Origin of the sequence: Halomicrobium mukohataei DSM 12286 (assembly GCF_000023965.1) — an archaeon.
Classification (GTDB): Archaea; Halobacteriota; Halobacteria; order Halobacteriales; family Haloarculaceae; genus Halomicrobium; species Halomicrobium mukohataei.
This window is the reverse complement of record NC_013202.1, coordinates 1,966,687-1,987,493: the sequence shown is the minus strand read 5'-3', so window position 1 is coordinate 1,987,493 and position 20,807 is coordinate 1,966,687. Positions and strand designations below refer to the sequence as shown.

At 65.6% G+C, this 20,807-nt stretch carries 21 protein-coding genes and 1 tRNA gene; 12 read left to right on the top strand and 10 right to left on the bottom strand.

The annotated features are described in order from the left end of the window. The 3 genes from HMUK_RS09985 to HMUK_RS09975 form a co-directional block, all read right to left on the bottom strand. Nucleotides 1-366, bottom strand: a complete 366-nt coding sequence (locus HMUK_RS09985) for a succinate dehydrogenase hydrophobic membrane anchor subunit (protein ID WP_015763032.1) — start codon at nt 364-366, stop codon at nt 1-3. Then, a complete protein-coding gene (sdhC, locus tag HMUK_RS09980; protein ID WP_015763031.1) occupies nt 366-761 on the bottom strand; it encodes a succinate dehydrogenase, cytochrome b556 subunit in 396 nt (131 codons plus the stop codon). The genes HMUK_RS09985 and sdhC overlap by 1 nt, the downstream gene beginning before the upstream one ends. Nucleotides 762-865: 104 nt before the next feature. Continuing rightward, nucleotides 866-1,885, bottom strand: a complete 1,020-nt coding sequence (locus tag HMUK_RS09975) for a succinylglutamate desuccinylase/aspartoacylase family protein (protein WP_015763030.1) — start codon at nt 1,883-1,885, stop codon at nt 866-868. Nucleotides 1,886-2,048: 163 nt separating this feature from the next. Here HMUK_RS09975 and HMUK_RS09970 point away from each other — a divergent pair, with 163 nt between their 5' ends. Beyond that, nucleotides 2,049-3,404: a RimK family alpha-L-glutamate ligase gene (locus HMUK_RS09970; protein WP_015763029.1), complete on the top strand. Its 1,356-nt coding sequence runs from the start codon at nt 2,049-2,051 to the stop codon at nt 3,402-3,404. A 145-nt stretch (nt 3,405-3,549) separates the two neighbouring features. Here HMUK_RS09970 and cysE read toward each other — a convergent pair whose 3' ends face one another. Then, nucleotides 3,550-4,161 (bottom strand): serine O-acetyltransferase, encoded by a 612-nt coding sequence (cysE, locus tag HMUK_RS09965; RefSeq protein WP_015763028.1) that lies wholly within the window; start codon nt 4,159-4,161, stop codon nt 3,550-3,552. Between the two features lie 233 nt (nt 4,162-4,394). On the opposite strand from cysE, the gene HMUK_RS09960 reads away from it, so the two are divergent. Further along, nucleotides 4,395-4,859, top strand: a complete 465-nt coding sequence (locus HMUK_RS09960) for a nucleoside deaminase (protein WP_015763027.1) — start codon at nt 4,395-4,397, stop codon at nt 4,857-4,859. Nucleotides 4,860-4,903: 44 nt separating this feature from the next. Continuing rightward, the gene (locus HMUK_RS09955) at nt 4,904-5,176 is read left to right on the top strand and encodes a hypothetical protein (RefSeq protein ID WP_018259427.1); all 273 of its coding nucleotides are present in this window, start codon (nt 4,904-4,906) and stop codon (nt 5,174-5,176) included. 182 nt (nt 5,177-5,358) lie between these two features. Here the strand turns inward: HMUK_RS09955 and HMUK_RS09950 are convergent, their stop codons facing one another. Continuing rightward, complete coding sequence (locus HMUK_RS09950; protein ID WP_015763025.1) at nt 5,359-5,967, bottom strand: DNA-3-methyladenine glycosylase family protein; 609 nt, start codon at nt 5,965-5,967, stop codon at nt 5,359-5,361. A gap of 97 nt (nt 5,968-6,064) precedes the next feature. Here HMUK_RS09950 and HMUK_RS09945 point away from each other — a divergent pair, with 97 nt between their 5' ends. Continuing rightward, on the top strand, nt 6,065-6,454 hold the full coding sequence (locus HMUK_RS09945; protein ID WP_015763024.1) for a hypothetical protein: 390 nt from the start codon (nt 6,065-6,067) through the stop codon (nt 6,452-6,454). Here HMUK_RS09945 and HMUK_RS09940 read toward each other — a convergent pair. Next, nucleotides 6,451-7,608 carry an acyl-CoA dehydrogenase family protein gene (locus HMUK_RS09940; RefSeq protein ID WP_015763023.1) on the bottom strand — a complete coding sequence of 386 codons (1,158 nt, stop codon included), beginning with the start codon at nt 7,606-7,608 and terminating at the stop codon, nt 6,451-6,453. The two genes, HMUK_RS09945 and HMUK_RS09940, sit on opposite strands and share 4 nt — an antisense overlap. Before the next feature lie 113 nt (nt 7,609-7,721). On the opposite strand from HMUK_RS09940, the gene HMUK_RS09935 reads away from it, so the two are divergent. The 5 genes from HMUK_RS09935 to HMUK_RS09915 all read left to right on the top strand — a co-directional run bounded on the left by HMUK_RS09935 (nt 7,722) and on the right by HMUK_RS09915 (nt 12,806). Then, nucleotides 7,722-9,686 carry a 3-hydroxyacyl-CoA dehydrogenase/enoyl-CoA hydratase family protein gene (locus HMUK_RS09935; protein WP_015763022.1) on the top strand — a complete coding sequence of 655 codons (1,965 nt, stop codon included), beginning with the start codon at nt 7,722-7,724 and terminating at the stop codon, nt 9,684-9,686. A gap of 179 nt (nt 9,687-9,865) precedes the next feature. Further along, a complete protein-coding gene (locus HMUK_RS09930) occupies nt 9,866-10,978 on the top strand; it encodes a sensor histidine kinase (protein ID WP_015763021.1) in 1,113 nt (370 codons plus the stop codon). 66 nt (nt 10,979-11,044) lie between these two features. After that, nucleotides 11,045-11,119, top strand: a tRNA-Glu gene (locus tag HMUK_RS09925). Between the two features lie 258 nt (nt 11,120-11,377). Then, a complete protein-coding gene (gene glmU / locus HMUK_RS09920; RefSeq protein ID WP_015763020.1) occupies nt 11,378-12,559 on the top strand; it encodes a bifunctional sugar-1-phosphate nucleotidylyltransferase/acetyltransferase in 1,182 nt (393 codons plus the stop codon). A 61-nt stretch (nt 12,560-12,620) separates the two neighbouring features. Beyond that, complete coding sequence (locus HMUK_RS09915) at nt 12,621-12,806, top strand: DUF7576 family protein (protein WP_015763019.1); 186 nt, start codon at nt 12,621-12,623, stop codon at nt 12,804-12,806. A gap of 175 nt (nt 12,807-12,981) precedes the next feature. Here the strand turns inward: HMUK_RS09915 and HMUK_RS09910 are convergent, their stop codons facing one another. Beyond that, nucleotides 12,982-14,376: an ATP-binding protein gene (locus HMUK_RS09910; RefSeq protein WP_015763018.1), complete on the bottom strand. Its 1,395-nt coding sequence runs from the start codon at nt 14,374-14,376 to the stop codon at nt 12,982-12,984. 251 nt (nt 14,377-14,627) lie between these two features. Between HMUK_RS09910 and HMUK_RS09905 the strand changes: the two genes are divergently transcribed. Further along, the gene (locus HMUK_RS09905) at nt 14,628-16,265 is read left to right on the top strand and encodes an aryl-sulfate sulfotransferase (RefSeq protein WP_015763017.1); all 1,638 of its coding nucleotides are present in this window, start codon (nt 14,628-14,630) and stop codon (nt 16,263-16,265) included. Between the two features lie 4 nt (nt 16,266-16,269). Here HMUK_RS09905 and HMUK_RS09900 read toward each other — a convergent pair whose 3' ends face one another. Beyond that, a complete protein-coding gene (locus HMUK_RS09900) occupies nt 16,270-16,470 on the bottom strand; it encodes a hypothetical protein (protein WP_015763016.1) in 201 nt (66 codons plus the stop codon). 187 nt (nt 16,471-16,657) lie between these two features. Here HMUK_RS09900 and HMUK_RS09895 point away from each other — a divergent pair, with 187 nt between their 5' ends. Continuing rightward, the gene (locus HMUK_RS09895; protein WP_015763015.1) at nt 16,658-17,464 is read left to right on the top strand and encodes a DUF7839 domain-containing protein; all 807 of its coding nucleotides are present in this window, start codon (nt 16,658-16,660) and stop codon (nt 17,462-17,464) included. A 4-nt stretch (nt 17,465-17,468) separates the two neighbouring features. Here the strand turns inward: HMUK_RS09895 and HMUK_RS09890 are convergent, their stop codons facing one another. Then, nucleotides 17,469-18,998, bottom strand: coding sequence for a YegP family protein (locus HMUK_RS09890; RefSeq protein WP_015763014.1), 1,530 nt, complete (start codon nt 18,996-18,998; stop codon nt 17,469-17,471). Nucleotides 18,999-19,248: 250 nt separating this feature from the next. Here HMUK_RS09890 and HMUK_RS09885 point away from each other — a divergent pair, with 250 nt between their 5' ends. Beyond that, the gene (locus HMUK_RS09885) at nt 19,249-20,226 is read left to right on the top strand and encodes an ROK family protein (RefSeq protein WP_015763013.1); all 978 of its coding nucleotides are present in this window, start codon (nt 19,249-19,251) and stop codon (nt 20,224-20,226) included. Between the two features lie 109 nt (nt 20,227-20,335). Here the strand turns inward: HMUK_RS09885 and HMUK_RS09880 are convergent, their stop codons facing one another. Continuing rightward, nucleotides 20,336-20,740: a CBS domain-containing protein gene (locus HMUK_RS09880; RefSeq protein ID WP_015763012.1), complete on the bottom strand. Its 405-nt coding sequence runs from the start codon at nt 20,738-20,740 to the stop codon at nt 20,336-20,338. Nucleotides 20,741-20,807: the final 67 nt, after the last annotated feature.

Below are 20,807 nucleotides of genomic sequence, written 5' to 3'. Positions count from 1 at the left end.
TTAGATCAGGTTGGTCATGGCGACGGCGACGCGGGTTCCCTGTGCGATCAGCAGGACACCGGCGACGACCAGCACCCACTTGACCGCTCGCTTGCGAGTCCCGGTCAGACCCTGGTTGATGAGGGCGTTGTAGACGCCGTTGACGCCGTGGAAGGTCGCGGTCACGAGGAACAGCCACATCGTCGTGAAGTAGCCGATGGAGCTCATCCGGGTGGTCGTGCCGGCCAGCGTGACCTCCGCCGCGTGGTTGACGAAGTGCAGCAGCATGAAGTGGAAGGCCAGCACGCCGATCAGGAACACCGCCGTGATCCGCTGTAGCAGCCACCGCGATCCCTTCCGTTCGAAAGAGGAGTAGTGTTCGGCCATTAGACGAGTTTCCCCCCGAGGAAGGTCGGGATGCTGGCGACGACGATCGCGCCCGTCAGCACCATCGACGCGTAGAAGCTCTTGTCCTGTGCTTCGAGTCCGATACCCAGGTCGACGAACAGCAGTCGGAGCCCGTTGAGGATGTGGAAGACGGCGACGGCGAGCAGGCCGACCTCGAGGAAGCGAACGACGAGCAGGGCTTCGAGTCCCTGCAGGGTGCCGTTGTACAGTGCCTCCCCCTGAATCGCCGTGCTCAACACGGCGATGTGGGTAAAGAGGTAGCCGACGAGTACCCAGCCGGTGAACTTGTGGAAGATCCACGCCCACATCCCGGCCGAGAAGTCCCGCCACCGTCCGAAGTCCTCGACGGTGCCGCGATTGTAAGACTGACTCATACACCCAGCACTTGGAGCGGGGACAAATAGAAGTTACTACAACGTACGCGCGCTCCCGGCAAACATGATCGGTAGTTCACGTTCGGCGTGACACGACACGTCGCTCACGCGCGATCGTCGATCCCGCCGTTGCGCTCCAGCGCGCGCTGGGTCCGGTCGTCGAGTTTCACGAGGTGACAGAGCGGGTTGCCGGGGTAGACGAGCGGGTTCTCCAGCACCCCGACCAGCAGTCCGGTGAACGGTGCTTCGACGACCGTCCGATCGGTCTTGAAGGGGTTGGCGATCGTACAGATCGGGTCGCCCGCCTCGACGAAGGCACCGCGGTCGAAGTGCATGTCGACGAGGCCCCCAGCGTCGGCCCGGATCCACGTCTTCTCGTCGCTCCCGTCGATGATCGTCCGCCAGCCCGGCCAGTGGACGGACGCGCTGGGCAGGAGGCCGAACTCCGCCAGGACCGAGCGGACGCCGACGAGCGCTCGGTCGATCAGGTCCCGCTGGAAGCGGTGGGCTTCCCCCATCTCGACGGTGACGGTCGGGACGCCCGCGTCGGTCGCCTCGCGTCGCAGCGTTCCCCCGGGACCGTCCGAGGCGATGACGACGTTCGTCGCGAACGACTTCGCCAGTCGCGCGACCCGCTCGTCCGCCATGTCGGCCCGCACGTGGAGCATGTTGGTCCGTCCGCGCGTGGAGGTGTGGAAGTCGAGCCCGTAGTCACAGGGTGCAACGAAGTTCCGGAAGATCTCGTTGGCGATCCGCTTTGCGCCCGTCGAGTCGTCTCGGCCCGGAAACGAGCGGTTCAGGTCCCGATCGTAGACCGGGAGGTACCGCTGCTGGGCGATGAACCCCGGAACGTTCAGGACGGGACAGCAGACCAGCGTCCCGCAGAGGTCGGCGAGATCCCACTCGTGGGCGACCTCGCGGACGACCTCGACGCCGTTGAGTTCGTCGCCGTGGGCCGCCGCCGCGAGAAACAGCCTCGGCCCCGCGCCCTCGCCGTTGACGATCGTGACCGGCATCCGGACGGGATCGCCGAGATACGTCTGGCTGACCGTGTATCTGACGTTCTCGGTCTCGCCGGGGTCCACCCGTCCGCCGTCGTAGGTGAACGGCCGCGCTTCGTCCATAGCACCCAATCGACGCCGAAGGGTAAAACCGGTCCGACCGTCGGTCCGACCGCGGGCGCGCCCCCGATGCGAGCGGGCGCGTTCGCACTGTCGGCGACCGAACCGCGTCCGACGGCTCGCGACGACCGTCAGGGCTTTGGCGTCTGTGGGAGTCACCAGCCCTATGAACGACGCTGCGGACCCGACGGTCGGCGTTCTGAGCCTCCACAACAGCAAGGAAACGAAAGCGATTCTGAACGCCGTCGACGCGCTGGGCTACGACACTGAGTGGCTCCGCGCGGAGAACACGGCCGTCGACGTACGAGACGGGGACGTGACGCTCGAACCGGACGTGGACGTCGTCGTCAATCGGCTCCTCCTGTCCAGCGACGAACAGCCCGTCGAGGGGATCGGCCTCGCCCACACGCTGGCTCGGCTGGTCCCGATGCTGAACCCGCCCGAAGCCATCACGACGGCGCTACACAAGTTCGCGACGACGATGGCGCTGGCGGAGGCCGGCGTCCCGGTGCCAGACGCCCTGCTGGCGCTGTCCAGCGAGCGGCTCAACGAGGGGCGGGCTCGCTTCGGCGATCGCGCCGTGTACAAGACCGCGATCGGGACCCACGGCGGGGGCACCTGGCTCGTCGATCTGGACGATCCCGTCAACCCCCAGGTCGGGCTGCGACAGGCGTTCCTCCAGGAGTACCTCGACGTCGACGACCAGCGCAACCACGACCTGCGCGTCTACGTCGTCGACGGCGTCGTCGTCGGCGCGATGAACCGCTACGCACCCGACGGCGACTGGCGAACCAACGTCGCACTCGGCGGCGACGTCGAGGACGTGACCGACGATCTCCCGCCGGAAGTGGCCGACATGGCGACGACGGCCGCGGACGTACTCGGACTCGACTACGCCGGAGTCGACATCATCGAGGGAGCCGACGGCTACTTCGTCCTGGAAGTCAACCCGACGGCCGGATTCCGGGGGCTGTTCAAGGCCACGGGAACGAGTCCGGCACCCCACATCGCACGCCTGGCGATCGAAGCGGCCGGCGGGAGCGTGGCCGACGACGACGTCGAACGGCTGGCAGAGAGGCTTGACGACTCCCGCCCGGTGTGCACGCCCACGCCGGCCGAGACCGAACCCAGAGAGCCGGCCGTCGTCGGCTACATCGAGGAGGTGATGGTCGCCGGAACTCGGGGCACCGAGACGGTCCTCGCGAAGTCAGACACCGGCGCGACACGGACCAGCATCGACTCACAGCTGGCCACCCGTCTGGGAACCGGCCCGATCAAGGACATCGTGACCGTTCGCTCTGGAAGCCTCAAGAAGGGAAAATCCCGACCCGTCGTCGACCTCGTCGTCGGTGTCGGCGGCACCCAACACACGGTCACCGCCAGCATCGAGGACCGCGGGCACATGGACTACCCGCTCTTGCTCGGGCGGGACATCCTCCAGCACTACCGGGTCGACGTGACCCGGCGAGCCGACGCCGACGGCGAACTGGAGGCAGAGGAAGAAGAGGCCGGGGAGGAGTAGCGAGGCGCGCTGAGAGCGAAGCGAGCAGCGGGCCTCGGAGGTGCGAGCGGGGAGGAACAACCCGTGAGTAGCGAGGCGCGCTGAGAGCGAAGCGAGCAGCGGGCCTCGGAGGTGCGAGCGGAATCGGGTGGTGTGAGCGACGCGCCTACGACTGGACTTCCCGCCAGCGGGGTTCGACCCCGGGGGCGCAGTCCGGATGGACTCCGTCGTCCTCGTCCGCGTCTGGGACGCCCTCCTCGTCTTCGAGGGCGTCGATCGGGCGGGCGGGGTTGCCGACGACGGTCGTGTCGGGCGGCACGTCGTCGACGACGACGGAGCCGGCACCGACGGTCGCGTCCTCGCCGATCGTGATGTCGCCGATCAGCGTCGCGTCGGCACCGATCAGCGCGCGGTCCTCGATCGTCGGGTGGCGCTTGACCGGCTCGCTGGATTTCCCGCCCAGCGTCACGCCGTGGTACATCACGACCTCGTCACCGATCTCGGCGGTCTCGCCGACGACGGTCCCCATGCCGTGGTCGACGAACACCCGCTCGCCGACGGTCGCGCCGGGATGGATCTCGATGCCGGTGAGAAATCGACCGACGTACGCCAGCAGGGCGGCGGCGAGGGCGAGACCGCGGCGGTGACAGGCGTGTGCGAGGCGGTGCCACCAGACGGCGTGTAGTCCCGGATAGGTCAACAGCACCACGAGGGTGCTCGTTGCGGCCGGATCGTTGGCCTTGGCGAATCGGATGTCGTCTGCGATGCGGTCGAACATTGTTGGAGTGTCAGGCGTGGTGAAAGAGCGGTGCGCGGTGACGAGAAGAGCGGGGCGCTCACCGACAGCGGCCGGCGAGAGCGGACGTTCGTGGGACGACCGGTCGGTCGCGAGCGTGCCCGCGAAGCATACTCTACGTTCGAAGATCCAGCCTCTTAAACCCCGCCGCTACTACCCCGCGAGACCGCCAGGAGGACCCGGCCTTTCTTTGTGAGGCACCCCAGAGTGGCGGTATGGCAGATCCCGACTTCGAGGAGTTCGACCACGAGCGACACGTGCAGTCGGCCATCGACCTCGCCCGTGCGGCCGCCGACCGCGGTGACCGACCGTTCGGTTCCGTCCTCGTCCGTGACGACGAGCAGATCGCGGCGGCGTCGAACCGCGTCGTCACGGAGGACGATCTGCGACGCCATCCGGAGCTCGATCTCGCGCTGGCGGCCGAGCGGTCGTACACGCCGGAAGAACGCGCCCGGACGGTGATGTACACGAGCACGGAACCGTGCCCGATGTGTGCCGGTGGCCTCCGCTCGGTCGGACTGGGGCGGATCGTCTACAGCGTCGGCGGCGACGAGATCCACGAGTTCACCGGCGGCGAGCCGACGGTTCGATCGGGAGCGATTCTCGACGGCGTCACCGACGTGACCGGGCCGGTGTGTCACGAGGCGGGACTGGCCGTCCACGAGGCGTTCGACTGGTAGCGACAGACCGCAGTGCTCAACCCCCTCGAACCCCTTCGATGGGTATGACCGAGCGTACGTATCGGTGCTCGAACTGCCGAGAGCACACGCTGACGCGCGACTTCGACGTTTCGCACCTCTCCGTTACCTGCCCGAACTGCGATGAGTTCTCGCGATTCGTCAACGGCCGCGTGATCGAGCAGTTCGAGTCCCTGGAGTCGTCGCCCCCGGACCACCTCGACTGGGAGGCACTCGACCGGACGGAGAAGCTGTTGATCAGCGAGCGGATCGTCCGGCAGGGCCACTCGATCGAGGACTTCGAGATGGACGGGGAGTGAGTTCCGCGGCCGCCCAGCACACGGGTTTCTTTCGACAGGTTCTTGTCAGTCGTATTGCGATACTCGTACGGGAGATGGCGAGTGGCGGCGACACGGTTCGATCCTGATGCACCGGCTCCCGGACGACAGTTCGGCCCTCCTGGCCGCCGTCTTTCGGCCACCGACAGTGGGAGACGCGCCGGTCACAGCGATTCGACCTCGTCGACACTCTCTTCGACGTCTTCTTCGACGCGCCAGAGGTAGAGACTGGCGTAGCTCCGATAGGGTTCCCATCGCTCGGCGTACGCGGACATCTCGGCGCGGGTCATCTCCGGATCGACGAGCGACGCCATGCCCGTCCGGATGCCGAGGTCGCCGACGGGGAACACGTCTTCGCGGCCCAGCGAGAAGACGAGCTGCATGTTCGCCGTCCACTCTCCGACGCCGGTGATCGACGTGAGTTCGTCGACGACAGCGTCGTCGTCCATGTCCTCGAAGTACGTCCGTGAGAGTCCGCGTTCCTCGAAGGCGCTCGCGACGTTGTTGACGTAGCGAGTCTTCTGTCGAGAGAGGCCGGCGTCACGCAGCACGTCGTCGTCGGCCGCCAGAACGCCCGACGGCGTCACCTCGACGGCGTCGAACAGTCGCTCGCGGGTGGCGGCCGCCGACGCCATCGACACCTGCTGGCGGACGATCGAGGTCAGAATTCGCGCGAAGAGGTCTTCGGCCGGCGAGATCGTCAGTTCGCCGTGGGTCTCGACGAGGGGTCCCAAGTCGGGATCCTCGCGGAGTCGGTCGTGGGGATCGCTCACGGACGGACGATGGGACGAGAGCGTCGAGAACGTTGCGGTCGAGTGTCGGAGCGAGGACGGGAGAAGTATCGCTGGTGATAATCAGAGGGTGGCAGTTATGTTCAGCGGGCACGGAGCGGTGGGCGTGACGACAGACGACTGGAGCCTGTACGTAGAGGAGAACGCGCTGATAGCCGAGTTCGGTGTCGACATCGAAACGAGAGAAGAAGTCTTTGCGGCCGTCAACGAGCGGTTCGAAGAGCTGGCGACCGATCCCGCCATCGACACGCACGTCTCGGTCCTGAAAATGGAGTCCGCACTCAACGGGGAGGTCTTCGAGAAGGCACAGGAGGCCGCGGAGGCCGGCACCGAGTACGGGATCACGAACTGGATTATCGTCTCGGACGACATCAAGAAGATGGCGCTCAAGAGCAAGATCGGCGAGATCCCCGGCGTCGACATCGAGACGGTCGACAGCCTCGACGAAGCGCTGCGCGTCGCGGTTTAGGTCATCCCTTTGCCGAGCAGCTCGCGTGCGATGATGTTCTTCTGGATCTCGCTGGTCCCCTCGTAGATCTGGGTGATCTTGGCGTCGCGGTAGAACCGCTCGACGTCGAAGTCGTTGACGTAGCCGGCACCACCGTGGATCTGGACGGCCTCGTCGGCGACTTCGACGGCGACGCGCGAGGCGAACTCCTTGGCCATCGAGGCCAGCATCGTCAGCTGGTCGTCCTCGTTGTCGACGCTCCAGGCGGACTTGTATGTGAGCATCCGGGCGGCTTCGACCTGCGTGTGCATCTCGGAGAGCTTGTGCTGGATCGCCTGGAACTCGCTGATCGGTTTGGAGAACTGCTCGCGGTCCTCGGCGTAGTCGAGCGCACGCTCGGCGGCTCCCTTCGCGATCCCGACGGCCTGTGCGGCGACGCCCGTCCGGGTCTCGTCGAAGAACTGCATGAGCTGGAGGAAGCCCGCGCCGCGGGTCCCGACGAGGTTCTCCTCGGGGACGCGCACGTCGTCGAGGATCAACTCGGCGGTGTCCGACGCGCGGATGCCGAGCTTGCCGGTGATCTTGTCGGCTTCGAATCCGTCGCGATCGGCCTCGACGACGATCTGGGAGAAGCCGTTGTACCGGCCCTCCGCCTCCGGATCTGTTTTACAGAGTACGACGAAGTAGTCTCCGATCGAACCGTTAGTAATCCACATTTTGTTGCCGTTGATCACCCACTCGTCGCCGTCTTTCTCCGCCCGCGTCGACACCGAAGACACGTCCGACCCCACGTCGGGTTCGGAGATCGCCGCACCCATGATCGCGTCGCCAGTCGCGACCGGTTCGAGGAACGCCTCTTTCTGTTCCTCCGTCCCGAAGCCGACGAGAGCGTCCGCCCCGAAGGCGGTCGACTGGATGCAGAGTCCGATGCCGGGATCGGCCGCGAACAGCTCTTCGGCGATGATCGCGTTGGTCAGCGTGTCGTAGCCGACCCCGCCGTACTCGACGGGAATGTTCGCGCCCGTGAGTCCGATCTCGGCCGCCTGCTCGACGATCTCACGGGGATACTTCTCCTCGGTGTCGTACTCGGTCGCGTCGGGTTTGATCTCGTTTTCCGCGAACCGTCGCACCTCGTCTCGGACCTGGCGTTGCTCGTCTGTGAGGTCGAAGTCCATATTATCAGTGTTAAACGGTATCACGGATAATGATTTTGTACAGAAATAAACGGCAACGTGGTTGTTGTGCGAGAGAAACGTTGAAACCCTGGGCGAGAGTGAATACGCCTGTCATGGATTTTGAGGACATTGAGACTGTGGCGGTGCTTGGCGCAGGAAATATGGGTCACGGAATCGCCGAGGTCGCCGCCATCGCAGGCTACGACGTGCAGATGCGCGACATCAAAGAGGAGTTCGTCCAGGACGGGTACGACAACATCGAGTGGTCCCTCGACAAACTCGCGGAAAAAGAACAGCTCAGTCAGGACGAAGCCGACGCGGCCCTGGAACGCGTGACACCGCTGGTCGACATGGAGGCGGCCGTCGGCGACGCCGACGTGGTCATCGAGGCCGTCCCGGAGAAAATGGAGATCAAGAAAGACGTCTACGGCGACGTGGAAGCCTACGCCCCCGAGGACGCGATCTTCGCGACGAACACGTCGAGCCTCTCGATCACGGAGCTGTCCGAAGTCACGGAGCGTCCAGGGCAGTTCTGCGGGATGCACTTTTTCAATCCCCCGGTTCGGATGCCCCTCGTCGAAGTCATCTCGGGGGAACACAGCGACGACGAGACGCTCGACGCGATCGAAGCGCTCGCCGAAGCCTTCGACAAGACCCCCGTTCGCGTCCGCAAGGACTCTCCCGGATTCATCGTCAACCGCATCCTCGTGCCACTGATGAACGAGGCCTGCTGGCTCGTCCACGACGACGTGGCGACGATCGCCGAGGTCGACTCGACGACGAAGTTCGACATGGGCCTGCCGATGGGTTCGTTCGAGCTCTCGGACCAGGTCGGCAACGACGTGGGCCTGCACGTCCTCGAATACATGCACGAGGTGCTCGGTGAGCAGTACGCACCGTGTCCGCTGCTCGAAGAGGCGGTCGAAGACGAGCGGCTCGGCAAGAAGTCCGGCGAAGGGTTCTACGACTACGAGAACGGCGGCGTCGACATCCCGACGGACGCCGGCCGCGAGGACGTCGAACACCGTCTACTGGCCGTGATGGCCAACGAGGTCGGGAAACTGGTCGAAAACGACGTCGCGCCCGTCGGCGACATCGACGAGGCCGTGATGCTCGGCGGCGGCTTCCCGGACGGGCCGGCGAAGCTCGCAGACGAGGCAGGGCTGGAGGCGCTCGTCGACGCGCTCGAAACGGCCCGCGAGGAGACCGGTGCAGCCCGCTACGAACTCTCGGCGGGCCTCGAAGCGGCCGCTCGGGAGGGTGGCTTCTACGACGACGAGGAAGCGGAGTCGACCGACTACGAATCGATTTCGCTGTCCTACCCCGAGGAGTACGTCGCACAGATCGAACTCGATCGCCCACACCGAATGAACACGGTCAGTCCGGACATGATGGACGAGATCGCCGACGCCGTCGATCACCTCAGCGAGGACGACGAGGTGCGGGCGATCCTGCTGACCGGCGCGGGCGATCGGGCCTTCTCTGCGGGCGCGGACGTACAGTCGATGGCGAGCAACGCGACGCCGCTGGAAGCGATCGAGCTCTCCCGGAAAGGCCAGCAGACGTTCGGCAAGCTCGAATCCTGTCCGATGCCGGTCGTGGCCGGCATCGACGGCTACGCGCTGGGCGGTGGGATGGAACTGGCCACCTGTGCGGACATGCGCGTCGCCAGCGAGCGCTCCGAACTCGGCCAGCCCGAACACGACCTCGGCCTGCTGCCCGGCTGGGGCGGCACCCAGCGCCTGAGCAACATCGTCGGCGAGGGCCGCGCCAAGGAGATCATCTTCACGGCCGAGCGCTACGACGCCGAAGAGATGGCCGACTACGGCTTCGTCAACGAGGTCGTCCCCAACGACGAGATCGACGAGCGGGCGCTCGAACTGGCCGCCGACCTGGCCGCCGGACCGCCCGTCGCCCAGGAGCTGACCAAGAAGGCGATGCTGGCCGGGCGCGACGACACCGACGCCGGACTGGAGGTCGAGGCCCAGGCCTTCGGCCACCTCATCGGCACCGACGACGTGATGGAGGGCATCACGGCGTTCATGGGTGACGGCGACCCGGACTTCCAGGGCAAGTAGGCCGTCGACCACCGTGGGCGATCGATCCCCACCCCGCCGGTCGGGTGGCGGAGCCGCCTGAACGGCAGCGATCGAGCCGCCGTCCAGTGGTGGATGTGTCGTGCTACCACGGGAGGGGTTTTTGATGCTGGGCTCAGAAGAGGGAGTATCAGCGTCAGGTACGCGCTGTGGGTGCGAACATGACGGGGGAACACAGCAGACACGGCGACCGGGACGGTGCACAGAGCGAGCCTGCCAGCGACGGCCGGCGACGAGGTGTCGCGGACCAGCGATCGAGGGCGGACGTACGGACCGACGGCGGCTTCGAGCCGGGGTTTTTCAACGCCGTCGTGGAGCGCGTCGGCGTCGCAGTCGGCGTCTACGGGGCGGACGGACGATTCGCCTACGTGAACCAGGCGTACGCCGATCTGCTGGGCACCGATCGCGAGTCGCTACACGGGACGGGGTTGTGGGAGGTGAACCCGGCGATCGACAGAGCGCGATTCGAGGAGTACTGGGAGTCGTTCGATCTCGGAGAGACGCGACAGCGCGAGGCGAGACACAGCCGCTTCGACGGCACCGAGGTCCCCGTCGAGACACACACGACGGCCATCGAGGTCGACGGGACCCGGTACAACGTCGGGACGATCGCAGACATCAGCGAACGCGTCGAGGGCTGGGAGAAGCTCCGGCGGCAGGACGAGCGACTCGAACAGTTCGCCAGCGTCGTCAGCCACGACCTCCGCAATCCGCTGAACGTCGCCATGGGACGGCTCCAGTTGGCCCGCGAGACCGACGATACGGCCCACCTCGACCACATCGAGCAGTCCCTCGAACGGATCGAAGCGCTCATCGAGGACGTGTTGACGCTGGCTCGGGACGGCAATCGGATCACGGAACCCGAGCCCGTCGACGTCGAACGGATCGTCCACCGAGCCTGGACGACCGCCGGACCGGAGGACGGCACGCTCTCGGCCAGCGACGACCTCGGGACGGTGCTCTCCGACGAGAACCGGCTGCTGGAGGTGTTCGAGAACCTCTTCGAGAACGCCGCCAGTCACGCAGGTCCCGGCGTGACCGTCACCGTCGACCGGACCGAAGACGGCCTGGTCGTCGCCGACGACGGCCCCGGAATCGAGCCCAGCGAGCGCGGCGACGTACTGGAGTACGGGTACACGACGACCGAACACGGCACCGGCTACGGCCTCACGATCGTCGAGCAGATCGTTACGGCCCACGGCTGGCAGCTCTCGCTGTCCGAGAGCGAGAGCGGGGGCCTCCGAGTCACCGTCTCCGGCGTCGAATTCGAGTGAGTGGTTCGCAAACTGCCTGCAGAAAGACGATTTTAAATACCACGAGCCTATCTCCCTACATGCGCCGCTCGCTTGGTGTAGTCCGGCCAATCATATTGGCCTTTCGAGCCAATGACCAGGGTTCAAATCCCTGAGCGAGCATTTCTCTCGCGAACAACGTCGTGAGCGAGAGCCATCCCAACAGGGTTTGAGCACGCGAGTCGCGCGCAGCGACACGAGCACGTCTCGCACCTGTTCAGATCCCTGAGCGAGCATTTCTCTCGCGAACAACGTCGTGAGCGGGAGCCGTTTCCAGAGGGACACGAAACCGCGTAGCGACGGTGTCGGCGTCGACTCGGACCGCCGGCCACCCGTCCCGTCGACCGTAGCTTCAAATGGATGCCGTGAGTCTCGGCGCGTATGCAAGTAGTCATCCTCGCGGCAGGTGAGGGGACGCGAATGCGACCGCTTACGACGGACACGCCGAAACCGATGTTGCCGGTCGCAGACCGGCCGCTGGTGGCACACACCGCCGACGCGGCGGTCGAGGCGGGGGCGAGCGAGCTGATACTGGTCGTCGGGTACGAAGCCGACGCGGTCAGGTCGTACTTCGGCGAGGAGTATCGCGGCGTCCCGGTGGAGTTCGCAGTCCAGGCCGAACAACGCGGCACCGCGGACGCCGTCAGGGCCGCCAGCGAGCACCTCGACGGTCCCTTCGCCGTCCTCAACGGCGACAATCTCTACGATCGATCGTCGATCGCCGCGCTGTTCGACGCCGGCCCGGCCATCGCGGCGTCTCGCGTCGACGATCCGACGGCCTACGGCGTCCTCTCGACGGACCGCAGCACCGTGACGGGGATCGTCGAGAAGCCCGACGACCCGCCGACGGAGCTCGCGAACGCCGGTGCGTACGTGTTTCCGGCCGACGCCCGCGAGTGGCTCGACGTCGAGAAAAGCGAGCGCGGCGAGTACGAGATCACCGACGTGGTCGCGCGAGCGATCGAGACCGGTACCGTCTCGGCGGTCGAGGTCGACCGCTGGCTCGACGTGGGGCGACCCTGGGAGTTGCTGGCGGCAAACGAGTGGAAGCTCGGGGAGCTCGATCGGCGGATCGACGGCGAGGTCCGCGGTGACGCGACGCTCCGCGGAAACGTCGTCGTCGAGGCCGGCGCGACCGTCGAGCCCGGCGTCGTCGTCGAGGGGCCGGCACTGATCCGTGCCGGCGCGGAGGTCGGACCCAACGCCTACGTCCGCGGAGCGACCCTGCTCGCCGAGGACACCCACGTCGGCCACGGCGTCGAGATCAAAAACAGCGTGATCGGTGCCGGCTCGGCCGTCCCCCACGTCACGTACGTCGGCGACAGCGTCCTCGGCGAGGGCGTGAACTTCGGAGCCGGCACGCAGGTGGCGAACCTCCGTCACGACGGCGAGCCGGTCAGACAGACAGTCAAGGGCGACCGCGTCTCGACCGGACGGCGAAAGTACGGCGTCGTCGCCGGAGACGGCGTCAAGACCGCGGTCAACACGAGCATCAACCCCGGTGTCACCCTGTCGAAGGGAGCCACCACGACGCCGGGCGAGTCGGTCACGCGGGATCGGTGAGAGGCGGTGGCGGATCGAGATATCTGTGGGATTAAATAGCGTGACGCCAACGATTCGGCTAATGGTAGATCCCACATCGGACCATCACGAGGACCTAGACGAGTCCGAAGCGCCCGACTGCGAGCAGTGTGGCGACGCAATCGTGAACGAGCCGACCCACCGCGAGGTGACCTGGATCGAAGACGACACCGTCCGGGAAGCGCACTTCTGTGACGAGTCCTGTCTGAACGCGTGGGACGAGCGCTGAGGGCGTTCGTTCCCGCATCGAACGATCTTCATTAGAACAGCGGGGTGGCGATCTGAGGCGGTCAAGCCGCCAGTGTGCGCTATCGGTCCATTGTCTGTGACTGAGCTATAGTAGCCATTGAAAATCAATGCACACCCGATCGCACGACGGCAGTGCGATCGGTGTGTAAATCGTTTCAATTGTCACTATAGAGGATCTCGCCAATCCTACTCAAATCAAACAGTTCCCAGTCGTCGCCCAGATCGTCTGCCAGTCCGTCGACGAAGCCGTTCCTCGAAAACAGAGCGTACTCCTCGTCACGGGTGTCTGGTCCCCACCGAACACGCTCTCCTTTCTCGCGTAGCTGTGACGCGAGTCCGTGTCCGACGGGTTCATTCGTCCACTTGCACTCCCCGAACAGGATTCGGTCGTCACCCGGTGCTAGACCGACGATGTCGATCTCGTCCTCACCGTACCACCACCGCCCGACCTCAGAATATGGTCCGAGATCGTCACGCCTGATTGCAGCCCAAACAGCCTCCCGACAGACATCTTTGAACGTCGTCGCGACGTGGTCCGAGAGATTCGGTTCGATCGTCTCGTCGTAGACGACTGCTGGGGCTTCCTCGATACTGGATCGGTTCGGCTCGACGAACCGAAACCAGAAGCGAAGGAACTCGTCGTCCACGTGGTAGCGGGATCGCTTGGACTGCTTCGACGACGCGGTTACGGGTACTTCCCGGTCGATCAGCCGGAGGCGGCGTAACGTCTGGAGATATTTCGAGAGTGGTCCCGAATCGATTCCTGACGCACCGGCGATCTCACTTGGCGTGGTATTGCCCGTCGCGACCGCCTCGAGGATACTCATGTAGCGGCCGGGAGTGCGCAACTCGGTCCGAAGGAGAAACGCCGGTTCGTTGTAGAGCACCGCCGTCGGTGAGAGAATCTCCTGTTTGATATTCTTGCCGAGTGGACGACTGTAATCGAACAGAGTGAGATACATCGGCGTTCCACCCGTAATCGCGTACGACTGGACCGCCGCTTCGATGTCGTACGCGATCACGTCACGAGCTTGCTGGAACGTAAACGCCTGGAGATCGATCTGTCCCGTCCGTCGACCGTACAGCGGGCTCTCGTGTCCCAGGACTTCCGACTCCATCGTACTGATACTGGAGCCACACAACACGAGCATCGAGTCCGTCTCCTGTAGCTGTTCGTCCCCGAACGACTGGACGTACGACGGCAGTGAGTCGTTCTCGTCGACGAGATACGGGAACTCGTCGATCGCGACGATACACCGCTCCTGTGCGATCTTCTCGCCGAGATAGCTGAACGCCTCGTCCCACCCGTCGATACGCGGAACCCGATCGTCGAAGTGATCGGCAACGGTCTCGACGAATTTCTCACGCTGACGAGCTTCGGCCTCCTGTGCTGCGAGGAAATAGATGTGTGGTCGGCCGTCACAGAATTCCTTGAGGAGCGCAGTTTTCCCGACTCGACGGCGACCGTACACGACGTAGAAATCGTGACCTGGAGTCTCGAAGTCGTCGACGAGTGTGTCCAGTTCGTCCACCCGATCGTAAAAGGTCATACTCTGGATAATGATTATTGCGATAATGACTTATAGCTTCGCGACCCGGGCACCAGAAGCGGACCGTTCGAAACGGGAACGTAATTGATAGCATTTCGCCGGTGCGAGGCAAAGCTGGTGTACTGGTGGCTGATGAGCAATGTATGTTGGTCGCAGGATGAGCGAGCGCTGAACGATCCGGTCGCTCAAAGCGAGGCTGAGCGTTCACAAAGACTTAACCGCGGTCGGTCGACTCATCTCCTGTTCAACCGATGAGAGCGCGCACACGATCGGCGCTGCGAGTCCTCTTTCTGACGGTCATGATCCTCTCGGCCGCGGCGGTCGGACAGTCGTTTCTCCAGTCGACTGCCGGTGCCGAGACGGGCACCGAAACGGCGACGGCAACGCCGGCCGCGACCACACCTGACGACGCGACGACGGTCGCGGAGGAAAACCGATCGGCCGGCGGTGACGCGACGGCCACGGCAGCGCCACCGTCGAGCGGTCTGACGGAGGTCGACGTGGAATCACGGTTTCAGCGGGCGAAATCGGAGACGCTGCCGGGAGAGAACTGGTCGACCCAGCGGGTCCGGGCGGCCAGTGGCGAGCGCGGCCTGACCGTCGTCGCGACACAGGGGTTCTACGTGGGCGACCAGACGGCGGAGCTGGCCGCGTTGACGCCCGACGGGAGCGTCGTCTACTTCAACGACACCTACCGCGTCTACTTCGACGTAGATCCCGTCGAGGGGGAGCGCTACACCGTCGAGTACGTCGCCGCGAAGCACTTCGAGGGCGACGACTGCGAGCAGTTCCACAGCGGCCAGTGTACGCGCAACGTCGTCAACCGCGTCAACCTCACCACGGGCGACCACGAGACCGTGTACGCGGAGATGACACCCCAGGTCGCGTCCGGCCGCTGGCACGACGTGGACAGGATCAACGACACCCACCTGATCGTCGCCGACATCGTCGAAGACTCGGTGTTCGTCGTGGACACGCGCGACGACTCGGTCGTCTGGGAGTGGCGCTTCGACGAACACTACAGCCGCGAGGCCGGCGGCCAGGGCGGGGACTGGACGCACGTCAACGACGTGGAAGTGCTGTCCGACGGCCGGATCATGCTCAGTCCGCGCAACATGGACGAGGTGATCTTCCTCGATCGGACCGACGGCGGGGGGTACGCCGTCGACGAGAACTGGACCCTCGGGGAGGACGGCAACCACTCGATCCTCTACGAGCAACACAACGCCGACTACATCCCGCGAGCGTACGGCGGCCCCGCCGTCGTCGTCGCGGACTCCGAGAACGCCCGCGTCGTCGAGTACCAGCGCGTCGACGGCGAGTGGGTCCAGAGCTGGTCCTGGCAGGACGTGCGTCTCAAGTGGCCACGGGACGCCGACCGTCTCCCCAACGGCAACACGCTGCTGGTCGACTCGAACGGCAACCGACTCGTCGAGGTGAACGCCGACGACGAGATCGTCTGGTCGGCCACCGTCGGGATGCCCTACGACGTCGAGCGGATCGGAACCGGCGACGAGAGCGAGGGCGGACCGGCCGCACGGCTCAGAGGACGGGCACCGGTCGAACCCAGGACCCAGCCGGAGGATGGGGCGAACGGGACAGCGACGCCGCCCTCGGTCGGAGCGTCGCTCGAGACGACCGGCGATCGGACCCCCGCCGACCGGTTCTGGCTCACCCTGAAAGACGTGACGCCGTCGCTGGTCACGAACGGTATCCTCTACACCGCGCCGCCGTGGGTGCTCTTTACCGACCTGGCCTTCGCCGCGCTGTTCGTGCTCGTCGGCCTGTGCTGGGCGACCAGCGAGTTCTACTGGGCGGGCCACACGCTCCGGGGCGTCGCCGCCGGCATCGGGCGGCGCGTCAGAGCAGGGGTCGAGAACGTCCGCTGACGGACTACAGCAGTCCCAGGTCTTCGGCGACGCGGTCGGCGAGGACCTCCATGACTTCGGGATCGACCTGTGCGACCGCCTCGCCGTCGTGGAGCTGTTCGTTGTGGCGCTCGACCGCCGCCTCGACCTCGTCGAACGCGACGCTGGTCCGGGTGTCGCAGTCCGTACAGATAACGGGGATGTCGGGGAGTTCGTCGTCTGTCATGGTCGACACTCCGTCCAGTGGGGTGAAATATCATCGGTTTTCCCGACACAACCACGCTGGGATCGACCACAACGGGATCGCTCCGGTAACAACTCGACTTTCCTTCAGACGATCGTGAGCGCCCCAGCACCGGTCCTGTGGGGATGAAGGGCAAACATACTTGTCCGGGCCGCCCTCAGCATCGACAATGACGGACGGGGCACACGACGGCACTACGGTCCTCCAGAGCAAGCGGTCGGCGACCCAGTACCAGATCCTCATCGAGATCGCCGAGCGCCAGCCGGCGGTCAGTCAACAGGAGATCGCCGACAGCATCGGCATCACCTCGCAGGCAGTCTCGAACTACCTCCAGGATCTCGTCGAGAACGACTTCGTCCAGAAGCACGGACGAGGGCGCTACGAAGTCACCAAGGAGGGGGTCGACTGGCTCATCACGCAGACGACCGACCTCCGGGAGTTCGTCGACCACGTCTCCGACGACGTGATCGGCGAAGTCGAGATCGAGACCGCCATCGCGACCACCGCCATCGAGGACGGACAGGCGGTCTCGCTGACGATGCGAGACGGCGTGTTGCACGCGACACCGGGCGAGGCCGGTACGGCGACCGCGGTCGCCGTCTCGGCGGCCGAGGCGGGCCGGGACGTGGGCATCACCGACTTCGACGGCGTCTTGGAGTACGACCTCGGGACGGTGACGATCGTCTCGATCCCGCCGATCCGTGACGGGGGAAGCAGCGACGTGGATCACGCAGCCGTCGCGGCGGAAGCGAGCGACCACGACCTGCTCGCGGTCTCGGGCACGGAGGCCGTCGCGACGGCCCACGCCGCCGACCTCGACATCGACATCCAGTTCGCGACGGCGGCCGCCGTCGCGGAGGCCGCGACGAAGGGGCTCGACGTGTGTCTGCTGGCGGTGGCGGACGATCTGGCCGGGCTGACCGACACGCTGAGAAACGGCGACGCGGCTTTCGAGATCGTCGAATACGACGGGTGAGCCGTCAGGCGTCGGTGGTCTCGGCGTTGGGCGCGTTGCGCTTGACGCTGTCGATGCCGTCGAAGGCCTTCGTCCGCGAGCTGTACCCCTGGCCCCCGTCGGCGAGGATGTTCCCGTTGCGGTGGCGGAGTCGCCAGCGATACTTCCCGGCGCTGTCCTCGAAGACCTCGAAAGCCGCCAGTCCGATGTCCAGTGCCGCGGCGTCGAGCGCGTGTCCCTCGACGCGATCGATGCTCTCGCGCGCGCCCCGCTCCTCGCTGAACCCCTGCCCGCTGTCGGCGACGGTTTCGCCGTTGTCCGCGTCGAGCCGCCAGCGGTACTTGCCGGCCGTGTCCTCGTAGACCTCGAACTCGTAGTCGTCGTCGTCCAGACCAGACCGGACGCGATCGACGGCGTCACGAGCCCCGCTACGGGAAGCGTACCCCTCACCGCTGTCGGCGAGGATCTTGCCGTTCTTGTGAATCAGCCGCCAGCGCCACTCTTCGGCGGCGTCCTGGTACACCTCGAAGGCCGTCGGATCGGCACGGAGGTACTGTGCCGGTCCGACCCGCTCGCTCACGCGCTCGATGGCCGCCTCGGCCTCGCGGCGCTCGGTGTAGCCCTCGCCGCTGTCGGCGATGATGTTGCCGTTGGCGTGCTGGAGTCGCCAGCGGTATCCCCCGACGTTGTCCTCGTACAGCTCGAACGTCGCCTTGCTCTCGCCCGGCGGATAGGCGACGACGCCCGTCTCTGCCTCGTCGGTCGAGTCTTCGAGCGTGGTCTCCAGTTCCACGAGCGCGCCGCCCAGTGCGTTGCGGCGAACGCTCTCGATCCCGTTCTGGGCGTCGACGCGGCGGGAGTACCCCTGGGCGCTGTCGGCGATGATGTTGCTGTTGCGGTGGCGGAGCCGCCAGCGGTACTTGCCGCCCCTGTCCTCGTACAGCTCGAACGTCGCCGCGCTGTCGTGGAGCACTGCCAGTTCGTCGGTCCGAGCGGCGACCTGATCGCGAAGGTCGTCGGCGTCCGCCCGGTGTTCGTCGGCCTCCGTACGGGCACTGTCGGCGTCCGCCTGCGCCCGTTGGGCCGCCGACTCAGCGGCCGAGACGGCGGTCTCGCCGTCGGTCTCGTTCAGCATCGGCACGAGGATCGCACCCAGCGCGATGACGGCCATCCCGATGCCGTAGGTCCCGAAGACGATCGTGCGCTGTCCGCGCCCGCCGTCGAACGAGAGGACGAGCCAGACGATCGCGAGGACGCTGATGGCCGCCCCGAGGTAGGAGACCCTCGTCGCCCGGCGTTCCAGCGGGAGCCGGATGATCGGCCCGATCAGGACGAACAGCAGTCCGAGTCCGCCCAGGGCGATCCCGGCCAGTCGCTGGAACGACCCGCTGGTCTGTGTGGCAGTCGAGCCGGCGAGTAACACGCCGAACAGACCGACCACGACACCGAAGACGAACAGCCAGTAGCCGTACACTTCGTCGTCGGTCGTCGGCTCGGCGATCCGGTTGCGATACCACTTGAGCAGGGCTCCGTCCTCCGCACTGGAACGTTCCATATCTACAATGAATATCGACCACGTGATACTTAAAGATGCAGTACGGGTTCGCAATCTCCGGTATAGAGCGGCTACCCGAAGGATACATGCGTCTGGAAGCGGCTGCGACTGATACGTGTCGGCCCAGGGACTCGTCCGGTCGGGACGGTCCTCAGTCGAGACGGCGTAGGCGACGCCTGCCGGCCCCCACCGGGACCGGACAGTCGCTAACGGAAGGATACTTAAGTTGACTGAACGGATGGAATGGTGTATGGATCAGGTCGCCGTGTTCGGGATCGGAAGCACGAACTTTCGGTACGGAGTCGCGGTCCCGAACGGAGATATCGTCACGGACGTGACCGTCGAACCGACCCGGCCGTACGACCTGGAGCGCCAGCTCGTCGACGCCGTCGCGGATCTGACCGCGGCGGCGACGGAACCGCTCTCTGGGGTCGCCATCTCCTGTACCGGCCTCGTCGACAGAAACAGAGCGCAGATCGACGAGTTGGACACGACCGACGGCGACACCGTCGATCGGATCGAAGCCGGCCGGGCGATCCACGAGGCACACGGTCTCCCGGTCGTCGTCGAAAACGACTGCAACGCCGCCGTGCTGGGCGAGTGGCAGTACGGCTCTCGCGACGACGTCGACACCCTCGTCCACGTCACGTTCGGCACCGGCATCGGCGGCGGCGTCGTCGACGACGGCCGGCTCGTCCGGGGCGAGTCGGCCCAGGCCGGTGAGTTCGGTTTGCTCCCGGTCGCACCCGACAGCGAAGTGGAGAGTACGGGCGTCACGGGCGCGTGGGAGGCGTTCTGCTCTGGACGTGGGATCGCTCGGACCGTGTCCAGACGCATCGTCGCCGAGGAGCCGGAGACGACTCTCGACACCGAGGTGACGGCACAAGACGTGTTCAGGGCCGCATCGGAGGGGGACGCGTTCGCCCAGTCCTTTCTCGATCGCGTCGCGCGGTACAACGCGGCCGGGATCGGTGCCATCTGTAACGCTCTCAACCCGGGGTTGATCACCGTCGGGGGCGGCGTCGCGATGAACAACGAGCACGTCGTGTTGGACGGAATCGATCGGCACCTCGACGACTACCTGTTCGTCGAGCGTCCCGAGATCCGAATCAGCCGACTGGGCGACGATATCGGTCTCTACGGCGCGCTCGCCGCCTTCGTCGAGCAGCGCTCGGAGGCGACGGTCTGGGAACCGACCGCGAGCGAACGAGCCGACACGGACGACTGATACTGTCGCCGTGCCGGGACAGTCGCCACTGGGGTAATGGAGTCGTTCGCGGACAGCCGCCGGTCCGGGAAAGCGTCCGGTCGACGCGAGTCCGCAGGAGAGAGAGCGTTCAGGCCGGACTCGGCGTCTGGACCGTCGAGACGTACGCGGTGAGGTCCGTCGTAGAGATGATCCCGATGACGCCCTCGGTCTCGTCGACGACGGGGACGTGGTGGATGCCTGCTTCGAGCATCAGGTCTGCGACCGCCTGAATCTGCTCCTGTGCGGTCGTCGTCAGCACGTCCGTGCTCATGTAGCGCTCGACGGTCGTCTGGGCCTTCGGATCGCTCTCCTTGACGATCTCCACGAAGTCGGTCGACGTGAGGATCCCTCGGATGTCGTTGTCGTCGTCGGTGACGATCAGCGAACCGATCGATTCGTCGATCATCAGCTGTGCCGCGTCCTCGACGAGCGTATCTGGTGAGACCGTTACCGGGTCGGATGTCATCAGCCGTCCGACAAAAATGTCGTCCATGTGCAGATGTACCAATGTCGGCCTAATATGCGTTGCCATCACGGCAGAACCGTTCGCCAGTTCGGAA

Coding starts and splice junctions, on each gene's coding strand:
- HMUK_RS09890 (WP_015763014.1), bottom strand. CDS start 18,998: ATGGAACGTTCCAGTGCGGAGGACGGAGCCCTGCTCAAGTGGTATCGC.
- sdhC (WP_015763031.1), bottom strand. CDS start 761: ATGAGTCAGTCTTACAATCGCGGCACCGTCGAGGACTTCGGACGGTGG.
- HMUK_RS09970 (WP_015763029.1), top strand. CDS start 2,049: ATGAACGACGCTGCGGACCCGACGGTCGGCGTTCTGAGCCTCCACAAC.
- cysE (WP_015763028.1), bottom strand. CDS start 4,161: ATGTTCGACCGCATCGCAGACGACATCCGATTCGCCAAGGCCAACGAT.
- HMUK_RS09895 (WP_015763015.1), top strand. CDS start 16,658: ATGACGGACGGGGCACACGACGGCACTACGGTCCTCCAGAGCAAGCGG.
- HMUK_RS09975 (WP_015763030.1), bottom strand. CDS start 1,885: ATGGACGAAGCGCGGCCGTTCACCTACGACGGCGGACGGGTGGACCCC.
- HMUK_RS09935 (WP_015763022.1), top strand. CDS start 7,722: ATGGATTTTGAGGACATTGAGACTGTGGCGGTGCTTGGCGCAGGAAAT.
- HMUK_RS09910 (WP_015763018.1), bottom strand. CDS start 14,376: ATGACCTTTTACGATCGGGTGGACGAACTGGACACACTCGTCGACGAC.
- HMUK_RS09960 (WP_015763027.1), top strand. CDS start 4,395: ATGGCAGATCCCGACTTCGAGGAGTTCGACCACGAGCGACACGTGCAG.
- glmU (WP_015763020.1), top strand. CDS start 11,378: ATGCAAGTAGTCATCCTCGCGGCAGGTGAGGGGACGCGAATGCGACCG.
- HMUK_RS09930 (WP_015763021.1), top strand. CDS start 9,866: ATGACGGGGGAACACAGCAGACACGGCGACCGGGACGGTGCACAGAGC.
- HMUK_RS09880 (WP_015763012.1), bottom strand. CDS start 20,740: ATGGACGACATTTTTGTCGGACGGCTGATGACATCCGACCCGGTAACG.
- HMUK_RS09885 (WP_015763013.1), top strand. CDS start 19,249: ATGGATCAGGTCGCCGTGTTCGGGATCGGAAGCACGAACTTTCGGTAC.
- HMUK_RS09915 (WP_015763019.1), top strand. CDS start 12,621: ATGGTAGATCCCACATCGGACCATCACGAGGACCTAGACGAGTCCGAA.
- HMUK_RS09945 (WP_015763024.1), top strand. CDS start 6,065: ATGTTCAGCGGGCACGGAGCGGTGGGCGTGACGACAGACGACTGGAGC.
- HMUK_RS09940 (WP_015763023.1), bottom strand. CDS start 7,608: ATGGACTTCGACCTCACAGACGAGCAACGCCAGGTCCGAGACGAGGTG.
- HMUK_RS09955 (WP_018259427.1), top strand. CDS start 4,904: ATGACCGAGCGTACGTATCGGTGCTCGAACTGCCGAGAGCACACGCTG.
- HMUK_RS09905 (WP_015763017.1), top strand. CDS start 14,628: ATGAGAGCGCGCACACGATCGGCGCTGCGAGTCCTCTTTCTGACGGTC.
- HMUK_RS09900 (WP_015763016.1), bottom strand. CDS start 16,470: ATGACAGACGACGAACTCCCCGACATCCCCGTTATCTGTACGGACTGC.
- HMUK_RS09985 (WP_015763032.1), bottom strand. CDS start 366: ATGGCCGAACACTACTCCTCTTTCGAACGGAAGGGATCGCGGTGGCTG.